19 protein-coding genes are annotated in these 22,917 nt (G+C 54.8%); 8 read left to right on the forward strand and 11 right to left on the reverse strand.

Annotation, left to right across the window (positions count from 1 at the left end):
• The first annotated feature begins 3 nt into the window (after window positions 1–3).
• Both ACKQAD_RS15535 and ACKQAD_RS15540 read left to right on the forward strand, forming a co-directional pair.
• The gene (locus ACKQAD_RS15535) at window positions 4–936 is read left to right on the forward strand and encodes an ABC transporter ATP-binding protein (protein WP_409160981.1); all 933 of its coding nucleotides are present in this window, start codon (window positions 4–6) and stop codon (window positions 934–936) included.
• On the forward strand, window positions 933–1,703 hold the full coding sequence (locus tag ACKQAD_RS15540) for an ABC transporter permease (RefSeq protein ID WP_409160982.1): 771 nt from the start codon (window positions 933–935) through the stop codon (window positions 1,701–1,703). Before ACKQAD_RS15535 ends, ACKQAD_RS15540 begins: the two co-directional genes overlap by 4 nt.
• A gap of 274 nt (window positions 1,704–1,977) precedes the next feature.
• Here the strand turns inward: ACKQAD_RS15540 and panD are convergent, their stop codons facing one another.
• From panD to thpR, 9 genes are all read right to left on the reverse strand, one after another.
• Entirely contained in the window at window positions 1,978–2,358 is a 381-nt protein-coding gene (panD, locus tag ACKQAD_RS15545; RefSeq protein ID WP_409161030.1) for an aspartate 1-decarboxylase, read from the reverse strand.
• Window positions 2,359–2,375: 17 nt separating this feature from the next.
• The gene (gene panC / locus ACKQAD_RS15550) at window positions 2,376–3,230 is read right to left on the reverse strand and encodes a pantoate--beta-alanine ligase (RefSeq protein ID WP_409160983.1); all 855 of its coding nucleotides are present in this window, start codon (window positions 3,228–3,230) and stop codon (window positions 2,376–2,378) included.
• A 204-nt stretch (window positions 3,231–3,434) separates the two neighbouring features.
• A complete protein-coding gene (gene panB, locus ACKQAD_RS15555; protein ID WP_409160984.1) occupies window positions 3,435–4,232 on the reverse strand; it encodes a 3-methyl-2-oxobutanoate hydroxymethyltransferase in 798 nt (265 codons plus the stop codon).
• Window positions 4,233–4,383: 151 nt separating this feature from the next.
• Window positions 4,384–4,872, reverse strand: a complete 489-nt coding sequence (gene folK, locus ACKQAD_RS15560) for a 2-amino-4-hydroxy-6-hydroxymethyldihydropteridine diphosphokinase (RefSeq protein ID WP_409160985.1) — start codon at window positions 4,870–4,872, stop codon at window positions 4,384–4,386.
• Window positions 4,872–6,284, reverse strand: coding sequence for a polynucleotide adenylyltransferase PcnB (gene pcnB, locus ACKQAD_RS15565; RefSeq protein WP_409161031.1), 1,413 nt, complete (start codon window positions 6,282–6,284; stop codon window positions 4,872–4,874). Before pcnB ends, folK begins: the two co-directional genes overlap by 1 nt.
• 106 nt (window positions 6,285–6,390) lie before the next feature.
• Window positions 6,391–7,395, reverse strand: a complete 1,005-nt coding sequence (gene gluQRS, locus ACKQAD_RS15570) for a tRNA glutamyl-Q(34) synthetase GluQRS (RefSeq protein WP_409160986.1) — start codon at window positions 7,393–7,395, stop codon at window positions 6,391–6,393.
• Window positions 7,396–7,526: 131 nt separating this feature from the next.
• Window positions 7,527–7,982 (reverse strand): RNA polymerase-binding protein DksA, encoded by a 456-nt coding sequence (gene dksA / locus ACKQAD_RS15575; protein ID WP_010280759.1) that lies wholly within the window; start codon window positions 7,980–7,982, stop codon window positions 7,527–7,529.
• Window positions 7,983–8,373: 391 nt separating this feature from the next.
• A complete protein-coding gene (sfsA, locus tag ACKQAD_RS15580; protein ID WP_409160987.1) occupies window positions 8,374–9,078 on the reverse strand; it encodes a DNA/RNA nuclease SfsA in 705 nt (234 codons plus the stop codon).
• 13 nt (window positions 9,079–9,091) lie between these two features.
• The gene (thpR, locus tag ACKQAD_RS15585) at window positions 9,092–9,622 is read right to left on the reverse strand and encodes an RNA 2',3'-cyclic phosphodiesterase (protein ID WP_409160988.1); all 531 of its coding nucleotides are present in this window, start codon (window positions 9,620–9,622) and stop codon (window positions 9,092–9,094) included.
• A gap of 92 nt (window positions 9,623–9,714) precedes the next feature.
• Between thpR and hrpB the strand changes: the two genes are divergently transcribed.
• The 5 genes from hrpB (at window position 9,715) to fhuB (ending at window position 19,091) form a co-directional block, all read left to right on the forward strand.
• Window positions 9,715–12,177 carry an ATP-dependent helicase HrpB gene (gene hrpB, locus ACKQAD_RS15590; RefSeq protein WP_409160989.1) on the forward strand — a complete coding sequence of 821 codons (2,463 nt, stop codon included), beginning with the start codon at window positions 9,715–9,717 and terminating at the stop codon, window positions 12,175–12,177.
• A 102-nt stretch (window positions 12,178–12,279) separates the two neighbouring features.
• A complete protein-coding gene (mrcB, locus tag ACKQAD_RS15595) occupies window positions 12,280–14,760 on the forward strand; it encodes a bifunctional glycosyl transferase/transpeptidase (RefSeq protein ID WP_409160990.1) in 2,481 nt (826 codons plus the stop codon).
• 567 nt (window positions 14,761–15,327) lie between these two features.
• Window positions 15,328–16,125: a Fe3+-hydroxamate ABC transporter ATP-binding protein FhuC gene (fhuC, locus tag ACKQAD_RS15600; protein ID WP_409160991.1), complete on the forward strand. Its 798-nt coding sequence runs from the start codon at window positions 15,328–15,330 to the stop codon at window positions 16,123–16,125.
• 16 nt (window positions 16,126–16,141) lie between these two features.
• Entirely contained in the window at window positions 16,142–17,068 is a 927-nt protein-coding gene (fhuD, locus tag ACKQAD_RS15605) for a Fe(3+)-hydroxamate ABC transporter substrate-binding protein FhuD (RefSeq protein WP_409160992.1), read from the forward strand.
• Window positions 17,069–17,138: 70 nt separating this feature from the next.
• A complete protein-coding gene (gene fhuB, locus ACKQAD_RS15610) occupies window positions 17,139–19,091 on the forward strand; it encodes a Fe(3+)-hydroxamate ABC transporter permease FhuB (protein ID WP_409161032.1) in 1,953 nt (650 codons plus the stop codon).
• A 42-nt stretch (window positions 19,092–19,133) separates the two neighbouring features.
• Here fhuB and ACKQAD_RS15615 read toward each other — a convergent pair whose 3' ends face one another.
• Window positions 19,134–19,724, reverse strand: coding sequence for a LysE family translocator (locus tag ACKQAD_RS15615; protein WP_409160993.1), 591 nt, complete (start codon window positions 19,722–19,724; stop codon window positions 19,134–19,136).
• A gap of 135 nt (window positions 19,725–19,859) precedes the next feature.
• Between ACKQAD_RS15615 and ACKQAD_RS15620 the strand changes: the two genes are divergently transcribed.
• The gene (locus ACKQAD_RS15620; RefSeq protein WP_409160994.1) at window positions 19,860–21,320 is read left to right on the forward strand and encodes an aminotransferase-like domain-containing protein; all 1,461 of its coding nucleotides are present in this window, start codon (window positions 19,860–19,862) and stop codon (window positions 21,318–21,320) included.
• Between the two features lie 83 nt (window positions 21,321–21,403).
• On the opposite strand, the gene hemL is transcribed toward ACKQAD_RS15620, so the two are convergent.
• Complete coding sequence (gene hemL, locus ACKQAD_RS15625) at window positions 21,404–22,684, reverse strand: glutamate-1-semialdehyde 2,1-aminomutase (RefSeq protein WP_409160995.1); 1,281 nt, start codon at window positions 22,682–22,684, stop codon at window positions 21,404–21,406.
• Window positions 22,685–22,917 lie beyond the last annotated feature (233 nt).

Genomic DNA, 22,917 nt, shown 5'->3' on the forward strand with positions numbered 1-22,917 from the left:
CTTATGACATATGCACTGGAACTGGCGCAATTAACCAAAACCTATCCAGGAGGCGTCAAGGCGTTACGGGGGATCGACCTGAACGTGGAAGCAGGGGATTTCTACGCGCTGCTGGGGCCGAATGGTGCGGGGAAATCCACGACGATTGGCATTATCAGCTCGTTGGTGAATAAAACCGCCGGTAAAGTTCGCGTCTTCGGCTATGACCTTGAGCTAGATAAAGTGAATGCGAAGCGCCAACTGGGACTGGTTCCGCAAGAATTTAACTTCAACTACTTCGAAACGGTATTACAGATTGTGGTTAACCAGGCGGGCTACTATGGCGTGAAGCGTCAGGATGCTTTGCAGCGTGCGGAAAAATACCTGAAACAGCTCGATCTGTGGGAGAAACGTAGCGAAAAGGCGATGATGTTGTCCGGTGGGATGAAGCGTCGCCTGATGATTGCGCGTGCGTTAATGCATGAGCCTAAACTGCTGATTCTTGATGAACCGACAGCGGGCGTGGATATCGAATTACGTCGTTCCATGTGGGGCTTTTTGAAAGCGCTGAACGCGCAAGGTACTACGATTATCCTGACGACGCACTATCTGGAAGAAGCGGAAATGCTATGCCGTAATATTGGGATCATCCAGCACGGAGAACTGGTGGAAAATACCTCAATGAAGCAGTTGCTTGGCAAGTTGAAGTCAGAAACGTTTATTTTCGATCTGGCGGCGAAAAGCCCACTGCCGCAGTTGGAAGGTTACACATTCCGCCTGACGGACACGTCAACGCTGGAAGTCGATGTCATGCGTGAGCAAGGTTTGAATGCGTTATTCAGCCAGCTCAACGCACAGGGGATAACGATATTGAGTATGCGTAATAAAGCGAACCGGTTGGAAGAGCTGTTTGTCACGCTGGTGAATGGGACAAGCGGTAAAGGAGAAAAGGCATGATGCATTTGTATTGGGTGGCGCTACAGAGTATCTGGATGAAAGAAGTCACTCGATTTGGGCGGATCTGGATTCAGACGCTGGTGCCGCCAGTGATCACCATGACGCTGTATTTTATTATTTTTGGCAACCTGATCGGTTCACGTATCGGTGAGATGTACGGGTTTACCTACATGCAGTTCATCGTGCCGGGTTTGATCATGATGGCGGTGATCACCAACGCGTATGCCAACGTAGCGTCTTCCTTTTTCAGCGCCAAGTTTCAGCGCAATATTGAAGAACTGCTCGTTGCGCCAGTGCCGACCCATGTGATTATCGCGGGCTATGTTGGCGGTGGTATCGCGCGTGGCCTGTGTGTGGGGATTCTGGTGACGGCAGTGTCACTGCTCTTCGTCCCGTTGCATATTCATGCCTGGTGGATCATTGTTCTGACGCTGTTGCTGACGGCGACGCTGTTCTCACTGGCGGGTCTGTTGAATGCGGTATTTGCGAAAACCTTTGATGATATCAGTCTGATTCCGACGTTTGTGTTAACGCCGTTGACCTATCTGGGCGGGGTGTTTTACTCACTGACGTTACTGCCGCCGTTCTGGCAGGTTGTTTCTAAACTGAACCCGGTAGTGTACATGATCAGTGGCTTCCGCTACGGTTTTCTCGGCATTCAGGACGTACCGCTACTGTTTACGATGTCGGTGCTGATTGCCTTTATCGTGGTGTTTTATCTACTGGTCTGGTGGCTGATTGAGCGCGGACGTGGGCTGCGGACGTAGTATGTGAATGAGAAGGCGGTGGTAGCACCGTGTTAGCCTTTTGGAAAACCGATTTAAGAAATGAAAACGGCAGTAATGGAATAGAAGAGTAAAGCGTCCGCGCCAGGGACAAAAACGTCAGGAACGTTTTTGAACGTCGCTTGCGACGGCCCTAAAGGGGGAATCTCAGGGATGAGATGCCTATCTGCGCGGCTCGAGCTTACAAGGACGTACTTGCAGCGTCTTTACGATCTATCCATTACTACCGCCGGGTATTCCGTCAGAAGCTTAGCGATCAGGCGACCTGAACCGGAATCGCTTTGGCCTGACGTTGCAGCTCGTTATCGCCAGAGAAATAGGCCACTTTCGGGCTGTGGCTTTTGGCCTCTTCGTCAGACATCTGCACGTAGGAACAGATAATCAGTTTGTCGCCTACGCAGGCAAGGCGTGCGGCGGCACCGTTCACGGAGATTATCCGTGAGCCTCTTTCGCCCACAATGGCGTAGGTCGAAAAACGCTGACCGTTATCAATGTTGTAGATATCAATCGCTTCGTATTCCAGAATGCCAGCGGCATCCATAAAATCCTGATCGATGGCGCAAGAGCCTTCATAATGCAAGTCAGCCTGAGTCACTTTCACCCGGTGCAGCTTGCCTTGCAGCATGGTACGTATCATCGCTTTGTTACCTCGGTTCATACAGTCAAATCGACCTGGTGGTTATCAATCAATCTGGCCTTGCCTAACCAGGCAGCCATCAAAATCACAGCGCGTGTGCTGGCAGCGTTCAGCGGTTGTAGCGTATCCGCATCGCAAATAAATAGCTCATCAGGCGTAAAGCCTGCATCGCGCAGCTTCTCTGCCGTTTGTTCCAGTAATGTGTCTATCTGGCGATCGCCGTTGTCCAACTGTGCCGACAGATCCATCATCAACTGATAAAGTTTCGGTGCCAGCTGGCGTTCTTCGGCACTAAGATAGCCATTGCGTGAACTCAATGCCAACCCATCTTTTGCACGCACGATAGGAATGGCAATGATATCAATGTCATAACCCATATCGCGGACGAGTTGTCGAATCAGTGCTAGCTGCTGATAATCTTTCTCACCGAAGCAGGCTAAATCCGGCTGTACCAGATTGAACAGCTTACTAACGATGGTGGCTACGCCTCGGAAATGGCCGGGACGGCTGGCGCCTTCCAGGATGGAAGACAGCCCTGGCACATCGACAAACGTTTGCGATTCCAGTCCATTTGGGTATATCACATTCGGGCTAGGAGCGAAAACCAGATCGGCACCGCGACGATTCAATTTCTCGCAGTCTTCCTGCAATGTCCGGGGGTAGCGGGCTAAATCATCTGGCCGCTCAAACTGCATGGGATTGACAAAAATGCTGACAATAACGATATCGGCGAGTGCCCTGGCTTCATCGACCAGTGTCATGTGCCCGTCATGTAAATTACCCATGGTGGGAACCAAAGCAATACGTTTCCCTTCCTGACGCCAGCGACGGACTTCGCGGCGCAGCAGCAGAGGGGTTTCGATTATTAACACACTCGTACTCCTAAAAAATATACCCGTCATACTTCAAGCTGCATGTGCGTTGGCTACGTTACTCGGCACACTGGCGTGTGCCTCGCCCCATTGGGGCCAGCGCAAACGCTGTTCAAAAATGCTTTGCCGTTGTCCTGCAACTCGAATTATTTAAGGTATAAGTCCGATTAACGGAATGCTCGTTTTTTAATGAAACGAGTGTTCTCAATGAAATGAATGTTCTTCGGCTGGGTAGACACCCTGTTCGACTTCTTGTGCATACAAACGCACAGCCGCGTGGATATCCCCCCCACTTTGCGCCAGAAAGTTCTTGGCAAACTTAGGCGTGTTGTCACCGGTAATGCCGAAAGCATCATGCATGACCAGAATCTGCCCGTCGGTCACGTTGCCAGCGCCAATGCCGATCACCGGAATCGACAGCGCGTCCGTAATACGTTTAGCCAGTGCAACCGGCACACATTCCAGCACGAGCAACTGTGCTCCCGCTTCTTCAAGCGCAAGCGCATCGGCCAGGAGTTGATTGGCATCGCTTTCGCTCCGGCCCTGAATTTTATAGCCGCCGAAGATGTTAACAGACTGCGGCGTCAAGCCCAGATGACCACAGACCGGCACAGCGCGTTCAGTCAGCATTTTTATCGTTGGGGCAAGCCAGCTTCCGCCTTCCAGCTTCACCATATTCGCGCCTGCACGCATCAGTTCCGCGGCCTGACTGAATGTTTGTTCTGGCGTGGCATAGGTCATAAAAGGCATATCGGAGAGAACCAGCGCCAGCGGGGCACCGCGGCGGACACACTGTGTGTGGTAAACGATATCGTTTGTGGTCACGGGTAATGTGGAGTCGTGACCTTGTACGGTCATTCCCAGAGAGTCACCCACCAGCATCACGCGAATACCTTGTTCAAAAAACAGGCGAGAAAAGCTGGCGTCGTAAGCGGTAATCGTAGCGAATTTTCGCTGCTCTTGTTTCCATTGGCGCAAGTGGGAGATAGTCGTCGGTTTCATGACGGTCTTCCTATGTCAATAGGGCGAAGAATTAAGGGGGACATTCTAATGTAAGCTGACGTGTAGCGATATACCCGTCATGCTTCAAGTTGCAGATGTGTGAGAGGTATCGATAAGCGGTGCGGTCAGTTGGACTTGCTATTCCACCTGTTTATTGTCTATCCCATAATGTCAGGCCGTTGCGGTCGACATGGGTTAGCCGCTGGGCAAGTGTTTCGCCGTCAGGGAACGCCAGTTCTGGGGCGATCTCCGCCAGCGGATAGAGCATAAACTCACGATGTTTCATATCGTAATGCGGTACGGTCAGGCGTTCAGTCTGGATCTGGTCATCGCCGAACAGCAGAATGTCCAGATCCAACGTGCGCGGGCCCCAGCGGTGTTCCTTGCGTTCACGGCCTTGTTCCCGCTCGATGGCCTGTGTGCGATCCAACAGCGATTCGGCTGCAAGCCCGGTTTCCAGTTCAACGACGGCGTTGAGATAGTCTGGCTGATCCTGTGGGCCGAGCGGGCGACTACGGTAAAACGAGGAACAGCAAACGACGCGAGTATGGGGAATCGCATCCAGCGCAGACAACGCCGCACGCACCTGTTGTAAAGGCTGAGCAAGATTGCTGCCCAGCGCCAGATACACGCGTGTCATCAGGCTTGATCCCTGCGTGCCGCTGTTGGCTTACGCGGACGGCGAGGGCGGGAACGGCGATGTGGCATTGGACCGTCATCCAGCGATTTCAGCATGTTTTGCTGACGAGGCAGTGCAGCAACCTGGAATTCTCCCCACCACTGCGCCAGACGCAGCAGTTCCTGATGGTTTTCAATTTCGGCACGCAGGCAAAGCAGGTCATACGCGGCGCGGAATTTAGGGTGTTCCATCAGCTTATAAGCGCGTTTCCCCTGACGACGAGACAGGCGCATTTGCAGTTGCCAGATATCGCGAACTAAAGAGGTGATACGCTTAGGAATCGCCAGAGAACGGCACTGTTCATCCAGCACATCGTTCATTGCCAGCGAGAAGGCATCAAAGTAGGCCAAACCGCTTTCCTGAGCCAGCTTTTGTGCATGCTCAATCAGCGGATACCACAGCATGGCGGAGAACAAAAATGCCGGATTGACCCGCATATTGTTTTGCAGACGCTGATCGGTGTTTTTCAGCACTTGTGCAATCATGCGCTCCAGCGTGGAATCGCCATTTGGTGTGAAATGGCGGCTCAACAGCGGGAAAAGCGGCTGGAACAACTGATATTCACACAGCATTTTATAGGTTGGATAGCCATAGCCTGACTGAAGCAGTTTCAGTGACTCTTCAAACATACGCGCCGCAGGGATATCGTGCAGCAGCGAAGCCAGACGAGGAATGGGTTCGGCGGTTTCTAGGCTGACCGTCATGTTCAGCTTGGCCGCGAAACGGACGGCGCGCAGCATGCGCACCGGATCTTCACGGTAGCGCGTTTCAGGATCGCCAATCATACGGATGACGCCCTGACGCAGGTCGTTCAGGCCTCCGGTATAGTCGCGAACGGTGAAGTCAGAAATGCTGTAATAGAGGCTATTGATCGAGAAATCGCGGCGCTGGGCGTCTTCTTCAACCGAGCCGAAAATATTGTCGCGCAGCAGCATGCCGCTCTGAGCCTGCTGAGAAGAATTCTTGCTTTCCTGCTGTTCCTGATGCTGATCGTGGTGACCACGGAACGTGGCAACTTCAATCACCTCTGGCCCGAACATGATATGGGCGAGACGGAAACGACGTCCAACTAAACGACAGTTGCGGAACAACTTGCGTACCTGATCGGGCGTAGCGTTAGTGGTGATATCAAAATCCTTTGGCTTTTTACCCAGCAGCAGGTCGCGTACGCCGCCGCCAACCAGATAAGCCTCGTAGCCCGCTTTGTTCAGGCGATAAAGTACTTTCAGCGCGTTATCGCTGATGTCGCTGCGTGAAATAGTGTGTTGGTCACGCGGGATCACCGTCAGGTTCTGACGCGTTTCCTCTGATTCGACCATTTCGTTCTCACGGTTCAGTACTTTACGACAAAAATTAGCAACTCGGGAAAAGATAATACACCTCGATAGTGATGGATAGATCAACAGCACAGCATTGGCGTCGCCCCCCAAAGGGGCGGCTAAGGATGGCGCGCCATGAAAAATAGCGGCTAATCATAGCTCACCAATGTCCCTTTGAGAATGCTGATGTGATCGCGGACGCGTTTATTGCCGCCTGTAACGGGACGATATCAAGGGACCAGTGCGCGACAGACCATGCCAGCAGTGCGGAAAGCGTCATGTCTTGCCCGTTTTCCGGCAGCGGTTGATTCAGAAATTTCAGTGCGGCAAGCAGCACGGGACGCGGATCGCTATTCGGCAGCGCCGGTGCATGATTCTGTTTGGAAAGTTTATTTCCCTCGGTATTCAGAACCAGCGGCAGATGCACATAGGTGGGGATCGCGTAGCCTAACTGCTGATAGAGCGAAATTTGCCGCACCGTCGGCTCGATAAGATCGGCACCGCGCACGACTTCCGTAATTCCCTGATCGTTATCGTCGATCACGACGGCCAAATTATAGGCAAACAGCCCGTCGCGACGATGGATAATAAAATCTTCCTGCGCGAGAGCCGTGTCGGCATACAGATCGCCACGCAATCTATCGTGAAAGTGAAATACCGGCGTCGTCTGATGCAGGCGCAGCGCCGCATTATCGGCGGGCAGGTTGCGCGTCCGGCAATAGCCGTCATAGTGTCCGCCCAACTGCTGAATACGGCTACGCGTACAGGTGCAGTAATAGCTTATACCTTGCTGTTGAAGATGCTGAAGGATCTCACGGTAACGCGCATGACGCTGTGACTGGTAAACCACATCGCCATCCCAGTGCAGGCCGTAGTGTTCTAGCTGTGCAAGTATGCGGGAGGCGGCTCCGGGAATTTCCCGTGGCGGATCGATATCTTCAATACGTACCAGCCAGCGACCTTGTTGGGAACGTGCCTGAAGATAACTACCCAGTGCGGCGATCAGTGAGCCAAAATGCAGGTCCCCAGAGGGAGAAGGGGCAAAACGCCCGACGTAGCGGTTGGTTTCAGTAAAGGGATTCGTTTCAGGAGAAGGCGTAGTTTCAGTAAAACTGTTTTTTTCGGTAAAACTAATTTTTTGTATAAAACAAGCTGTTCCAGACATAAGAGGTCAGTGCTATCTCGTCAGCGTTTTATCCAGACAGAAGATAGCGTGATGAACATCATTATTCATCAGCGGTAGCGTGCCTGGAGTCGGCCCCTGCAACGGGCAGGAGCCGATTCTGAGCAGGAAGATTATCCTGCCATTTGCTTTTCGCGTATCTCAGCCAGGGTTTTGCAGTCGATACACAGATCGGCAGTCGGACGTGCTTCCAGACGACGGATGCCAATCTCGACGCCACAGGATTCACAGAATCCGAAATCCTCTTCTTCGATTTTCACCAGCGTTTTGGCGATTTTCTTGATCAGCTTGCGCTCACGGTCACGGTTACGCAGTTCGAGACTGAACTCTTCTTCCTGAGCCGCACGATCCACGGGATCGGGGAAGTTAGCGGCTTCATCGCGCATATGCGATACAGTACGATCCACTTCATCCATGAGTTGGTTGCGCCATGCTTCAAGAATACGCTTGAAATGAGCCAACTGAGCGTCGTTCATATACTCTTCGCCCGGCTTCTCCTGGTACGGCTCTACTCCGGCAATTGCGAGAATGCTCAGAGAAGATGTCTTACGGTTTTGCCCTTCTTGCATGTTGCTTCTCCTACATAACACGACACGCATAATACCCTTTTATGCAGTGAAGTTGCGGCGTTGTTGACCAGAACTTCAGCTATCTGGGTATATCGGCCCCCAAAGGGGGAAAAAACAGGCCGCTATAAATAGCAGATGGAGATGGGGTTGGCAATGCTTCCTGACACCGGCCTGATAAAGTGTGAGGAACAACCTGCTTAACCCGTCATACTTCAAGTTGCATGTGTGTTGGCTACGTTCAGTCACCCGAATCACTTACTTGAGTAAGCTCATCGGGACTCCTTCTCTTGCCACCTTCCTGAAACTCGAATTATTTAGGGTATACATTAAATAATAAACAATGTGTTACGCCGTTTATGGTGCGTTTGGCGTGTTATGCAATGCTTTTACTTCATCCCAACAACGGTAGCTTGTGCGTCAATGTAATACCGTCAGGGCATAATGTGGAACCGTAACATAAAATTTCAACCCCTGCCCGCTGCGCTTCTGTAAATAATTCCGCATAACGTGAATCGATATGCCGGGCGGGAGAAACCTGCTGGATTCCTGAATGGAGCACGGCGAAAAACAGCACCGCGCGTTTTCCATTGGAAACCATCTGTTGCAGCTCACGAAGATGCTTCTGCCCTCTGAGTGTAACTGCATCGGGAAAGTAACCACATTCATGTTGCAATAATGTGACGGATTTCACCTCAATATAGCAGTCAATCTTACCCGGCGCCTGTAAAAGCAAATCGACTCGGCTATTTTCCGTACCGTATTTCACTTCCGTTTTTATAACCGGGTAGCCCGCCAGCTCTTCTATGCGATTTTCCAATAAGGCTTCGTACAATAATGTGTTGGCTCGCAGAGTATTGACACAAATCCAGTGATGTTGTTGTGTTTCCGTCAGTTCCCAGCTCTGCGGGTACTTACGCTTAGGATTATCAGACGTTGAATACCAGACGGTATCGCCGGGCGTGGCACAGCCCGTCATCGCCCCCGTATTGGCGCAGTGCAGTGTGAGCTCCTTGCCTTCCGGGGTCACGACATCGGCCAAAAAGCGTTTGTAACGCTTAATCAGCCGGGCAGGTTGTAAACGTGGGGTATAGTCCATGAGAATCCTGTTCTTATTTACTAAATGACCAGCTTTCCAGTTCTTGGTAGCGCGTTTTGCCGTTGTCGAATAGCGACTCGTAAAGTGAAAAGTACGTCATCTCGGCCTGCCAACTGAAGGTCGCGGGGGGAATGGCAACGGGACGAGTTGCGCCGCGTAGTAACGTAATGTGCGGATGAAAAGGTAATGCCGTTTGATGGCAGCCGTTGCGCGCGGCCTGAGAACGCAGCAATTCCGCCAGTTGTAGCAGCCCCCTCGGTGCACGGCGGCAGCCCAGCCAGACAACGCCGGGTCGCGGCCAGTGTCCGGCGTCATCCAACGTAAGGGAAAAGGTGGGTTGACGAATGCGGCCTGCCAATGTCTGTAGAACCTGCGTTTTTTGTTCGCTAACGTCACCCAAAAAAGCCAGCGTCAGATGAAGGTTGGCTGCCGCGACCGGGCGACCGGCTTCCGGGGGGAAGCGCTCGGCACGCCAGCGGATAATCTCTTGCTGTGTGATTTCCGGTAGTGATAGGGCAAAAAACAGGCGGCGAGGGGCTGACATGGCGATCTCTCTGTTCTGATTCCATCCGATGCTACATTCATCATGATGCTACAATGCTCGCCGCTGAAAGTTAACCTTATACGGAGATGTCTGTGATTTTACCGCCCGTCAGCGCCGTGCTGGATGATGTCATAACGGCGCTACATACCGCGCCTCAGGTGCTGCTCAATGCCCCAACTGGGGCGGGAAAATCGACCTGGCTGCCGTTGCAATTGCTGCAACAGGGTAGGTTAAACGGGCGCATCATCATGTTGGAGCCGCGTCGTCTGGCGGCGAAGAGTGTGGCCTGGCGGTTGGCGCAGCAACTGGGTGAGGAACCGGGACAGACGATAGGTTATCGCATGCGCTCAGAAAGCCGCGTGAGTGACGCAACGAAGCTGGAAGTCGTCACCGAAGGGATGCTGACTCGTCTGTTGCAACAGGATGCGGAATTGCAAGGCGTGGCGTTGGTTATCCTTGATGAGTTTCATGAGCGCAGCGTGCAGGCTGATTTGGCGCTAGCGCTGCTGCTTGATGTGCAGCAAGGGCTGCGTGACGATGTAAAACTGCTGATTATGTCCGCGACGCTCGACAATGCGCGGCTGGCGGCGCTGTTGCCGGAAGCCGTCTGTGTGGTGTCAGAAGGTCGCAGCTATCCGGTTGAGCGGTGTTACGCACCGTTGAATCATCAGGAACGATTGGAAGAGGGCGTTGCGCGACAGGTGCGACGTGTGCTCAGTGAAGAAGATGGTTCGCTGCTGCTGTTTTTGCCCGGCGTCGCGGAGATTCGCCGTGTGCAGGCGCTGCTGGAAGATAGTGTGTCGGGCGAGACGGATCTTTGCCCGTTATACGGCGCGTTGACGCTGGCGGAACAGCAAAAGGCGATTCTGCCTGCCGAACCGGGGCGTCGCAAGGTGGTGTTAGCTACCAATATTGCTGAAACCAGCCTGACGATTGAAGGAATCCGGTTGGTGGTGGACAGCGGCCTTGAACGTATCGCCAGCTTTGATGTGAAAAGTGGCATCACCCGACTGGTGACACAGCGAATCAGTCAAGCCTCTATGGTGCAGCGTGCCGGACGTGCCGGACGTTTAAGTCCCGGTATTTGCTGGCATCTGTGCTCTCGTGAACAGGCCGAACGCGCGGCAGCGCAAAGCGATGCAGAGGTACTGAACAGTGATTTAAGCAGCGTTTGGCTGGATTTATTACAATGGGGCTGTGCCGATGTGGCGCAGTTAACCTGGCTGGACACGCCGCCTGCCCCTGCGTTGTATGCTGCCAGCCAGCTAGTGCGCCAGCTTGGCATTACCGATGAACAGCATCGGTTGACCGCTGAGGGGCGAAAGATTGCCGCGTTAGGTTGCGATGCCCGTTTGGCGACGATGTTATATGCCGCGTCACAGCAAAGTTCTGCGTCGTTGGCTACCGCCGGGTGTCTGGCGGCGATACTGGAAGAGCCGCCGCGTAGCGGGTCGATCAATCTGGGCGATTGGTTGCATCGTCCACTTCCACATTGGCTGCGGCGAGCAAAACAGCTGACGCGTCGTTTATCGGCGGTTTCGGGACAAATTGACGGCGGAGAGGCTGATTGGCTGCTGGCACAGGCTTTCCCAGACCGCATCGCCCGGCGACGCAGTCAGGATGGGCGCTACCAGCTTGCTAACGGAAGCGGCGCGATGATGTCGGCTGATGACGCGCTGTCAGGTACGGAGTGGTTGCTGGCTCCAGCGCTCTTACAGAACGATCGATTAGTGCAAAACAAGCAAAGCGCGGATGCACGAATCCTGCTGGCGTTGCCGCTGGATATTGAACGGCTGGAACGGCGGCTACCCGGATTAATAAATGAACATAACGTGGTGCGCTGGGACGAAGAAAAGGGTACTCTGCGCGCCAGCCAGCTCGACCAGATAGGTTGTCTGACGCTGCGAACGCGTCCGCTGAATAAGCCATCCGATGAGGCATTGCAGCAGGCGCTGTTATCCTGGATTCGGGAACAGGGGATGGAGGCATTAAACTGGGATGCTGCGGCGTTACAGCTCCGCGCCCGGCTACAGTGCGCTCACCAGTGGTTGCCCGAGGTTGACTGGCCGCAGGTGGATGACGACACGTTGTTAGCAACACTGGAAATCTGGCTACAGCCGTCGCTGTCTGGCGTGCGTGATTTACGCGCGCTGCACCAGATTAATTTGAGTGAGGCGCTGCTGCGGTTGTTGGACTGGTCGCTGCGTCAGCGGTTGGATAGCGCGTTGCCCACGCACTACACGGCACCCGGCGGCAGTCGCCTGCCTATCGCCTATTATGACGATAAGCCACCGGTGCTATCGGTGCGGATGCAGGAAATGTTTGGTGAGCAGCAGAGCCCGATGCTGGCAGAGGGACGTGTCGCGCTGGTATTGGAACTTTTATCGCCAGCGCAGCGCTCATTACAGATTACGCGGGATTTAGCGGCATTCTGGCAAGGTGCTTACCGTGAGGTGCAAAAAGAGATGAAGGGGCGTTACCCCAAGCATGTCTGGCCGGACGATCCGGCGAATACGGCGCCGACGAGACGTACCAAGAAATATCAGAATCACTAATTTCAGACGTTTCCGCTTTCCCCAAAAAGGGGCTGGAAACAGAGTAGGCGGCTTGAGCGCAGAGCAGATAGCCGTGAACAACCTGATGGAGAAGTTATTGTAATGTCTCGGGATGACCGCGAACCTATCGGACGCAAAGGGAGAGCGCCAAAACGTAAACCTGAACGCAAACAGGCCATACGACGTCGCAGGGATGACGACTATGATGATGACTACGATGATTATCAGGACGACTATGACGACGATGATGATGATGACGACGGCGACGAAACCATGACGCGTAAATCGCAGAGAAGGCGACGTTGGCTAGGGCTGGCGATTAAGCTGTTCCTGATCTTTGCCGTGGCGATGGCGATCTATGGCGTGTACCTCGACAGCCAGATCCGCAGCCGTATTGAAGGCAAGGTCTGGCAGTTGCCCGCCGCCGTCTATGGCCGTATGGTCAACCTTGAACCTGGCATGGCCTACAGCCAGAAAGAGATGATTAGCCTGCTGGAAGGCATGCAATATCGTCAGGTAAGCCGCATTACCCGTCCGGGTGAATTCAGCGTGCGCGGTAACAGCATTGATATGCTGCGCCGTCCGTTTGATTTCCCTGATGGGAAAGAAGGGCAGATTCAGGCGCGCCTGACGTTTGCCAACGATCGACTGTCGCAGATCCAGAATCTGGACAACCAGCGCAAATTCGGCTTTTTCCGTCTCGATCCGAAACTGATCACCATGATGCAGTCGCCGAATGGCGAACAGCGTTTATTCGTGCCGCGTTCCGGTTTCCCCGATCTGTTGGTTGATACACTGGTCGCGACCGAAGACCGTCATTTCTATGAGCACGACGGTATCAGCCTGTATTCCATTGGCCGTGCGTTTTTAGCCAACATCACGGCGGGACGCGCGGTACAGGGCGGCAGTACGCTGACGCAGCAGTTAGTTAAGAACCTGTTCCTGACTAACGAGCGTTCGCTGTGGCGTAAAGCCAATGAAGCCTATATGGCGCTGATCATGGATTACCGCTACAGCAAGGATCGTATCCTTGAGCTGTATCTCAACGAGGTGTACCTCGGTCAGAGCGGTAACGATCAGATCCGCGGTTTCCCGCTTGCCAGCCTGTACTACTTCGGCCGCCCAGTGAATGAACTGAGCCTCGATCAGCAGGCATTGCTGGTGGGGATGGTGAAAGGAGCATCGCTGTATAACCCATGGCGTAACCCGCAGCTTACGTTAGAACGACGTAATCTGGTACTGCGCCTGTTGCAGAATCAGCAAGTTATTGATGCCGATCTGTATAACATGCTGAGTGCGCGTCCGCTGGGCGTGCAACCAAAAGGCGGCGTGATCAGCCCTCAGCCGGCGTTTATGCAACTGGTGCGTCAAGAACTGCAACAGCGGCTTGGCGACAAGGTTAACGATCTCTCCGGCGTGAAGATCTTTACCACGCTCGATCCGGTCTCGCAGGATGCGGCGGAAAAAGCGGTGGAAGTGGGCGTGCCGGCGCTGCGTGCAGGCCGTAACGTGAGCGATCTGGAAGCGGCGATGGTGATTGTCGATCGCTTCAGCGGCGAAATTCGCGCGATGGTGGGCGGTTCTCAAACGCAGTATGCTGGGTTTAACCGTGCGCTACAGGCGCGTCGTCCTGTCGGGTCGCTGGCGAAGCCGCCGACGTACCTGACCGCGCTGAGTCAGCCGGATACCTATCGTCTGAATACCCTGCTGGCGGATGAGCCGCTGTCGATCAAACAGCCTAACGGACAGCTATGGCAGCCGAAGAACTACGATCGTGAGTTCCGTGGCCGCGTCATGCTGGTCGATGCGCTGGCGAACTCGCTGAACGTCCCGACCGTCAATCTGGGGATGGCCGTGGGGCTGAATCAGATCACGGAAACGTTGAAGCGTTTGGGCATTCCTGAAAGCGTAATTCAACCTGTACCGGCTATGCTGCTGGGTGCGATCAGTCTGACGCCGATGGAAGTGGCGCAGGAATACCAGACGATCGCCAGTGGCGGTAACCGTGCACCGCTCTCCTCACTGCGTTCGGTGATTGCGGAAGATGGTACGGTACTGTACCAGAGCTTCCCGCAGGCTGAACGTGCGGTTCCTGCACAGGCGGCCTACCTGACGCTATATGGCATGCAGCAGGTTGTTGAACGCGGTACGTCGCGTTCGCTGGCGGTGAAATTCCCGAATTATCATCTGGCAGCTAAAACGGGTACGACTAACGATTTGCGCGACAGCTGGTTTGCCGGGATCGACGGTAAAGAAGTGGCGATTAGCTGGGTAGGGCGCGATAACAACGGTCCGGCCAAGCTGACCGGGGCGAACGGTGCGCTGACGATTTATCGTCGCTATCTGGAAAATCAAACGCCGCTGCCGCTGATGCTGACGCCGCCGGAAGGCATTACGACCATGACAGCGGATGCCAGCGGTAACGTTGTCTGCAACGGCAGCAGTGCCGGACGGGTATTGCCAGTCTGGACGGATAACCCGCAGGCGCTGTGTCAGGCCAGCCAGCCGCAGCCTTCCGCGCAGCAGGATCAGCAGAACGGCGATGGCGTTGCTGACTGGATCAAACAAATGTTTGGTCAATAAGCTCTCACGGCTCCAGGGAGTTACTGTCTCTTGGACAGATTTTTATGCAGACTGAGAGACGGTTTCGTGCGCTTACAATACGATTATTCCATGCTATTTCGTAGCACGCGCCCGACACGGGGCGGTTCAAGCGCCGCTCGCCCCGTGACCCCTAGGCTTTTGGCGGAAATTATGCCGCTGACGCGGTTCCTTCGTCGGTATCAGGCTTAACGGACCGCTTGCGACACGTTTACTCACCCCATAAATGGGGCTCGCCCTTCGGGCCAGCACAAGTGCTGTTCAAAAACGTCTCTGACGTTTTTGTCCGACGTGGCGCAAGCTTTCGCCGCATCCATGCGGCTCATCCTAAGCCCGCTATCTCCTCAGCATAATTTTTTACGCCGGATCACTCTGTGCTGGCAGGTAAAAGTCTTGCGATTGGCATTCTGTTGCGCCTATCATGCTGCCTTTATCGTAATCATTATCGTTCTCTTTTAGCCCGATTATTACAGGGTGAAATCGATAGTTACGGGCATTGTGATCGCTGCTCAGCTCCTTCCTTCGGTGGCCTTAAAAATCAAAAACGCTATGCAAAATCAAACTGTACTGCCTGATACCACCTTCAGACTGGACGACGTGAGTTTTTCCGTTGCCGGGCGCACGCTGCTACACCCACTTTCTATTACGTTCCCCGTCGGAAAAGTGTGCGGTCTGATCGGGCACAACGGTTCCGGCAAATCGACCTTACTGAAAATTCTGGGTCGTCATCAGGCTGCCAGCAGCGGAACCGCATTGTTGGGGGAACAGGCGACCGAAAGCTGGGACAGCAAATTGTTCGCCCGTCAGGTTGCCTATTTGCCGCAACAGCTTCCCGCCGCCGAAGGGATGACCGTGCGTGAGCTGGTTGCCTTGGGTCGCTACCCATGGCATGGCGCATTAGGCCGTTTCGGCAGTGCCGATCGGGAAAAGGTCGAAGAAGCCATCACGCTGGTCGGGTTGACGCCATTTGCTAACCGTTTGGTGGATAGCTTGTCTGGCGGTGAACGGCAGCGAGCCTGGCTGGCGATGACTGTCGCGCAGGATAGCCGCTGTCTGTTACTGGATGAACCAACCTCCGCGCTGGATATTGCGCATCAGGTAGAGGTGCTGGCACTGATCCAGCGTATGAGCCGCGAGCGGAGCATCACTGTCATTGCGGTATTGCATGACATCAACATGGCTGCTCGCTACTGCGATCATCTGGTGGCACTGCGAGGCGGCAAAATGATTGCGCAGGGTGAGCCTGTCGCGCTGATGCAAGGGGACGTACTGGAAAACATCTACGGTATTCCCATGGGCATTTTGCCTCATCCGGCTGGTGGTGCACCGGTCAGCTTCGTTTGTTAACTCGGTGTACCTGCTCATGATGCCTGAATTTTTTTCTTCCCCGCATTCTCCCGATCCGCTACGTCGCCGTTTGCTGACGGCGTTGCTGCTGTCGCCGTTGGCTTATTCGGCGGCGAGCAGAGGGGCGTCTGCCAACTTCCCTGATTTGCAACGTATTGTGGCGCTGGAATGGCTGCCTGTTGAGTTGTTGCTGGCGTTGGGCGTCACGCCCTTAGGGATCGCGGATAAGCATAACTACAACCTGTGGGTGAAAGAGCCTGCGCTACCTGAATCGGTGATCGATGTGGGGCTGCGTACTGAGCCTAATCTGGAATTGCTGACGCAGATTCGTCCGTCCATGATTCTCTATTCTGAAGGGTATGGTCCTTCGGTTGCGAAAATGTCCCGAATTTCGCCGATGCTGGGCTTTGGTTTCAGCAGCGAACAGGGGAAACCGCTGACGTCGGCACGGGCCTCGGTCATGAAATTGGCTGATGCGTTAAATTTGAAAGCTGCCGGGGAGCGACATCTGACGGAACTGGCGCAGTTTCTCCAGCAGGAAAAAATCACCCTTCAGCCGTATACCCAGCGACCTCTGCTGCTGATCACGCTGGTCGACCATCGCCATGTGCTGGTGATTGGCAAGAACAGTCTGTTTCAGGAAGTGATGGATCACATCGGAATAGAGAATGCCTGGCGTAGTGAAACCAGCTTCTGGGGCAGTACGATTGTGGGCATTGAGCGTCTGGCAGAGATCGGCAATGCCAATGTGCTCTGTTTCGAACACGGCGATAGTGCCGCGCTCGATCGACTGGATAACAATCCGATCTGGCAGGCCATGCCGTTTGTGCGTCAACAGCGTGTGCAGCGCGTGCCGGCCGTCTGGCTGTATGGTGGAACGCTCTCGGCGATGCGCTTCTGCCGCGTATTGAATCAGGCTTTGGAGGCGAGAAATCATGGCTAATCCTCTGTCTGTCGGTGCCTCGCCCGCGCATCAACGCGTGGGTCATCCGCTGGTGCTGCCGGTGGTCGTGATGGGTTTTCTACTGATCGTGATGCTGGGGATGGGCAGCTACAATTTGCAGCAGCAATTACCAGTATCACAGTGGGTTGACGCGCTGACCCAACCGGTCTCGAACACGATGCAGCCGCTTCTGTTTTACTACAGCCTGTTGCCTCGCATGGTGCTGGCGCTGCTGATAGGCGCGGGGTTAGGGTTATGCGGCGTACTGTTTCAGCAGGTCTTACGCAATCCGCTGGCCGAACCGTCAACATTGGGGATCGCCACGGGCGCGCAGCTCGGGATCACGGTGGTAACGTTGTGGTCGCTACCCGGCGACGCATGGCTCCAGCAGGCTGCGGCGATGATCGGCGCGCTGGTGGTTGGTGTCTTGGTCTTTGGCGTTGCCTGGGGCAAGCGTTTATCGCCGGTAACGTTGATACTGGCGGGTCTGGTACTGAATTTCTACTGTAGCGCGGTCAATCAACTGCTGGTGCTCTTCCATCATGAGCAGCTTCAGGGCTTGTTCCTATGGAGCAGTGGTGTGCTGAATCAGCAGGACTGGAGCAATGTGCAGTTTGTTCTCCCACGTCTTCTGGTGTGTTTCTGTCTGGCGCTGATTCTGATTCGTCCGTTAACGCTGCTGGGGTTGGATGATGGCGTCGCGCGTAATCTGGGGCTTGGGTTGTCGTTGGCGCGTTTGAGTGCGTTAGGACTGGGGATTTTCCTGTGTGCCCAGTTGGTGAATGCTGCGGGCATTATTGGTTTTATCGGCCTGTTTGCACCGCTGCTGGCGAAAATGCTGGGCGCACGGCGCTTGCTTCACCGCCTTTTGCTCGCGCCGCTGTTGGGGGCGCTGCTGCTTGGCGTCGCCGATCAAGGGGTTATCTGGCTGAGCCGTGTATGGCTTGAGGTTCCAACGGGTGCCGCGACGGCGCTGATTGGTGCGCCGCTGCTACTGTGGCTGCTGCCGCACCTGCGCAATAGCGGCCAGCCCGCAATGATCGACAGTAACAGCACGCCAACGACTGAACGCCGTCTGTGGGGAATATGGCTGGTACTCGGTCTTGGGCTGTTGGGCATGGTGGTGCTTGCGGCTCTGGTGCTAGGGAAGGATGCCGAAGGTTGGCAGTGGGGCGGTGGCGATGTGTTCGCGCAACTGCTTTCGTGGCGCTGGCCTCGGGTTCTGGCGGCGTTAACGGCCGGTGTGATGCTGGCGGTGGCGGGAACGCTAATCCAGAAACTGACGGGTAACCCGATGGGTAGCCCGGAAGTGCTGGGGATAAGTTCCGGCGCGTCGTTTGGCGTCATTATTTTGCTGTTCTTCGTTCCCGGTAATGCGTTCGTGTGGCTACTTCCTGCCGGTAGCGCGGGTGCGGCATTGACGCTGCTGGTGATGGTGATTATCGCCGGACGCGGTGGTTTCTCCACACAGCGTATGCTGCTGGCGGGTATTGCGCTGAGTATGGCATTCTCCACGGGTATTGCACTGTTGCTGGCCAGTGGCGATCCACGCATGGGGACGGTGCTGACCTGGCTGTCAGGCTCAACTTACGCGGTCGAACCGGCAGACGCGATACGCACGGCGGTAATTGCCATTTTCCTGCTGTTGATTGTCCCGCTGTGCCAGCGCTGGCTGCGTATCCTGCCACTGGGTACGACAACGGCTAGAACGCTCGGCGTGGCCGTCACTCCAGTTCGTCTGCTGGTGTTGCTGCTGGCATCGGTGCTGACCGCGATGGCAACCCTGATGGTCGGGCCCATGAGTTTTGTCGGCCTAATGGCACCGCATATGGCACGAATGCTGGGCTTTAACCGCGTGTTGCCGCAAATCGCCAGTTCGGCATTGATTGGCGGCGCGCTGATGGTTATTGCTGACTGGTTTGGCCGCATGATCCTCTTCCCAGCACAGGTTCCGGCTGGGTTACTGGCGACGTTTATCGGCGCGCCTTATTTTGTTTATCTGCTACGTAAGCAGGTGAAATAACGCGAGCGTCGGCGGGAAGGGAAACCCGCTGCAGGTGTGTGATTAGCTGGAGAGCTTGATGGCTTCAGCCAGCATCCATAACGTGGTGAGTACCAGAGAAAGTGCCATGACGCCGTTGAAGGCTTTCAGTTTCCACGGTTCCTGAAGATGTCTACCGATGCGATCGCCAAGTAGCGCCCAGGCTAAAATGCAAGGTAGATTCAACGCCATAAAGCCAAGCATAATGGTGAAGACGCCGTTGCTGGCGGTATAGAGCAGTGCTACGTTGCTGGACATCAGCCAGGCTTTCGGATTTACCGCCTGAAATAATGCGGCTTGCAGCACGGTCATTGGTTGTTCTCGCCCCTGTAGTTCTGGTGCCGATGAACGCACGATTTTCCACGACAGCCACAGCAGATAGAGGCACCCCAACACGGTAAGCGGGAGGCGAATCATGCTTATCCAGTTCAATAAAAGATCTAATGCCACGCCCATCAGCCCCGTTTGTATCCCACAGCCCAGGAAAATTCCCATTAGCATAGGTAGTGTGCGGCGCAGACCAAAATTGACGCCTGACGTTGCCAGCAGCAGGTTATTAGGGCCCGGCGTGATTGACATCACCGTGACGTAGCTGAAAAAAGAAGGGTCGAGCATGGTGTTATCCTGATGAGGGGGAAGAACACTATGGTAGGCAGAAAAAATAAATGGTTACAGATACACAAAACGATTATTGTGATGGGTACAGAATGCATTAATCGTTAACTGTACTCGTCGGCTAGCGGGGGAACTGTGTCCATTATCGACTCACAAGAAAGTACGCTTTACCAACAGCTCGCGGAAACCTTCGCCACCGCCATTCATCAAGGGACGCTAGCGCCGGGAAGTCGCTTACCCTCTATTCGTCGCGTCGCCGGATCGCATCAGGTGAGCGTGAACACGGTGTTGAATGCCTGGCGTGTTCTCGAAGATCGCGGGTTAATCGAAGCTCGGCCGCAGTCTGGCTATTTTGTGCGAGGGCGTCTGCCGTCGCTAACGGAAAGTAAGCCTCACCGTGCGCAGGTGATTGTGCCGGGCAGTGAGAAACTGGACCTGATTGATACGGTGTTTGCTGCTCAGACGCACCCGGATTACACCAACATTTCTCTGGCGTGCCCGCAGCATGCCGATTTCTACCCTACCGAAAAGATCAGCCGGATTACTGCTTCCTTGCTGCGGCGACAGCCTGACCTGATTGGCCGCTATGCGCTACCGCCCGGCAGCGAGCGGCTGCGGCGCGAAGTGGCGCGGCGTGCGATGGATCTCGGCATGACATTAACCCTTGATGACATCACGATTACTCACGGTTGCATAGAGGCGCTACAACTGGCGTTGCGTACCGTCACGCAGCCGGGTGACTGTGTCGGGCTGGAAACGCCAACCTATTTTTATCTCTTCCCTCTGCTAGCCAGTCTGGGATTGAAAACGGTGGAAATTCTCACCGATCCGCAACGTGGCCTCGCGCTGGATGCGTTGGAGTTGTTGCTATCAGAGGGACGGCTACAGGCGATTATCGCCATGCCGAACGCGCAGAATCCGTTAGGGTGCAGCATGACGCTGGCGGATAAAAAGCGGCTGGCAAAGCTGGTGAACGATTATCAGGTGCCGCTTATCGAGGATGGGTTATACAGCGAACTTCAATTTACCTGGCCGCTGTCGCCGACGGTGAAAGCCTTTGATCGCGAAGGCTGGGTAATTTACTGCTCCAGCTTCACGAAAACGCTGGCGCCCGATTTTCGCATCGGCTGGATGGCGTCGGGCCGTTTCCGTGCCAACGTCGCGCGCCTGAAAGCGGTATCGTCAATGGCGGAGTCGGCGCTGCTATCGGAAACGCTGGCGCAATTTCTGGAATCCGGCGGTTACGATCACCATCTGCGTACGTTGCGTCGTCGCTATGCCGCGCAGATGGATGAAGCGCGTGGGCTGATTGCCCGGCATTTTCCGCAGGGGACACGGGCAACGCAGCCGCAGGGCGGCTTCGTCTTTTGGCTGGAATTACCGGGTAATGTGGATGGGGTTGAGTTATTCCATCGCCTGCTGCAAGAGCGAATTTGCGTCACGCCCGGCGAGCTTTATACCTTGAGTGGACGCTGTAAGCATGCGCTGCGGCTATCGTGCTGCTACCCGTTTGATGAACGCTACACGTATGCGCTTAAGCGCGCGGGGGCGCTGGCGTGTGAAATGAGCGGTATCGGACCGGGTAGCACAACCTAGTCTTATAGGAACATAGCTTATGGCGTGCCATTTCGTCCCTGAAAATATCAATTGATAGAAGCCATCGTGTATTAGGCCGGTTTTTACAGACGAGAGAAGCAGAGCTGTGCGGCTTCGATCGTGCGGTCAATATCCTGCGGCGTATGTGCCACTGACATAAAGCCTGCTTCAAATGCGGACGGCGCGAGATAAATCCCTTCTTCCAGCATCATGTGGAAGAACAATTTAAAGCGCTCGACGTCGCACTTCATCACATCCTGATAGCAGGTGACGCTCTCGGCATCGGTAAAGAACAGGCCGAACATCCCGCCCGCCTGATTCACGACCAGCGGAATATTTTCGGCTTTTGCGGCGGCTAGCAAACCTTCAGCCAGTTGATTGGTCAATGCGGTCAGCTTTTCATGTACGCCGGGTTTTGCGACTTCTGTCAAACAGGCAAAGCCTGCGGCCATCGCGATGGGGTTGCCGGACAGCGTTCCTGCCTGATAAACCGGGCCAGTTGGTGCCAGCGCCTGCATGATTTCACGCTTGCCGCCAAATGCGCCGACCGGCATACCGCCGCCGATGATTTTTCCCAGACAGGTCAGATCCGGTACCACGCCGTAGTGCGACTGTGCACCTGCCAGCGCGACACGGAAGCCGGTCATCACTTCATCGATGATGAACAAGGCGCCAAACTCGTCGCACAGGGCGCGCAGGCCGGGAAGGAAATTAGGCAGCGGCGGGACGCAGTTCATATTACCGGCGACGGGTTCGACAATGATCGCAGCGATGTCGTCGGGATATTGTTCAAATGCGGCGCGTACAGGTGACAGATCGTTATAGACGCAGGTCAGCGTATGACGGGCGAAATCAGCCGGAACGCCGGGAGAGTTCGGCTGGCCCAGCGTCAGCGCGCCGGAACCGGCTTTCACCAGCAGGCAGTCGGCGTGACCGTGGTAACAGCCTTCAAATTTGATGATCTTATCGCGGCCAGTGTAACCCCGTGCCAGACGGATTGCGCTCATGGTGGCTTCCGTACCGGAGTTGACCATTCGTACCATATCCATACTGGGTACCAACGAGGTCACCAGACGCGCCATTTGCACTTCCATCTCTGTCGGGGCGCCAAAGCTCAAGCCGCGTTCTGCGGCGGCGATCACCGCATCACGAATCGCTGGGTGATTGTGCCCCAGCACCATCGGGCCCCATGATCCCACGTAATCAATGTACGCCTGCTCGTCAGCATCGTAGAGATAAGCGCCATCAGCTCGTTCGATGAACAGCGGGGTACCGCCGACGCCGTTAAAAGCACGAACGGGTGAATTCACTCCGCCGGGAATAAGTTGCTGTGCAGCAGCATACAGGCTTTCAGATTTGTTCATTACGCAGTCCTGACTGGTCTTGGTCGTAAAATGTAGGGGTATTCTAATGAACTGACCGTCGTTATGAAATCACTGTGCGAATACCACCGAACTTTCTTTGTCTTACTCTGGGCGATCATGGGCACCATGACCTGAAAAGGAGTAAGATTTACTTCTCTCTCATTCTGATGTGGCAGTACGACCTGTGGTTAAATTATCTACCGCTTCCCCGTCTTCTTTCTCTGCAACGCGCA

Source organism: Pectobacterium artocarpous (genome assembly GCF_046159765.1).
In the GTDB taxonomy this organism is placed as follows: Bacteria; Pseudomonadota; Gammaproteobacteria; order Enterobacterales; family Enterobacteriaceae; genus Pectobacterium.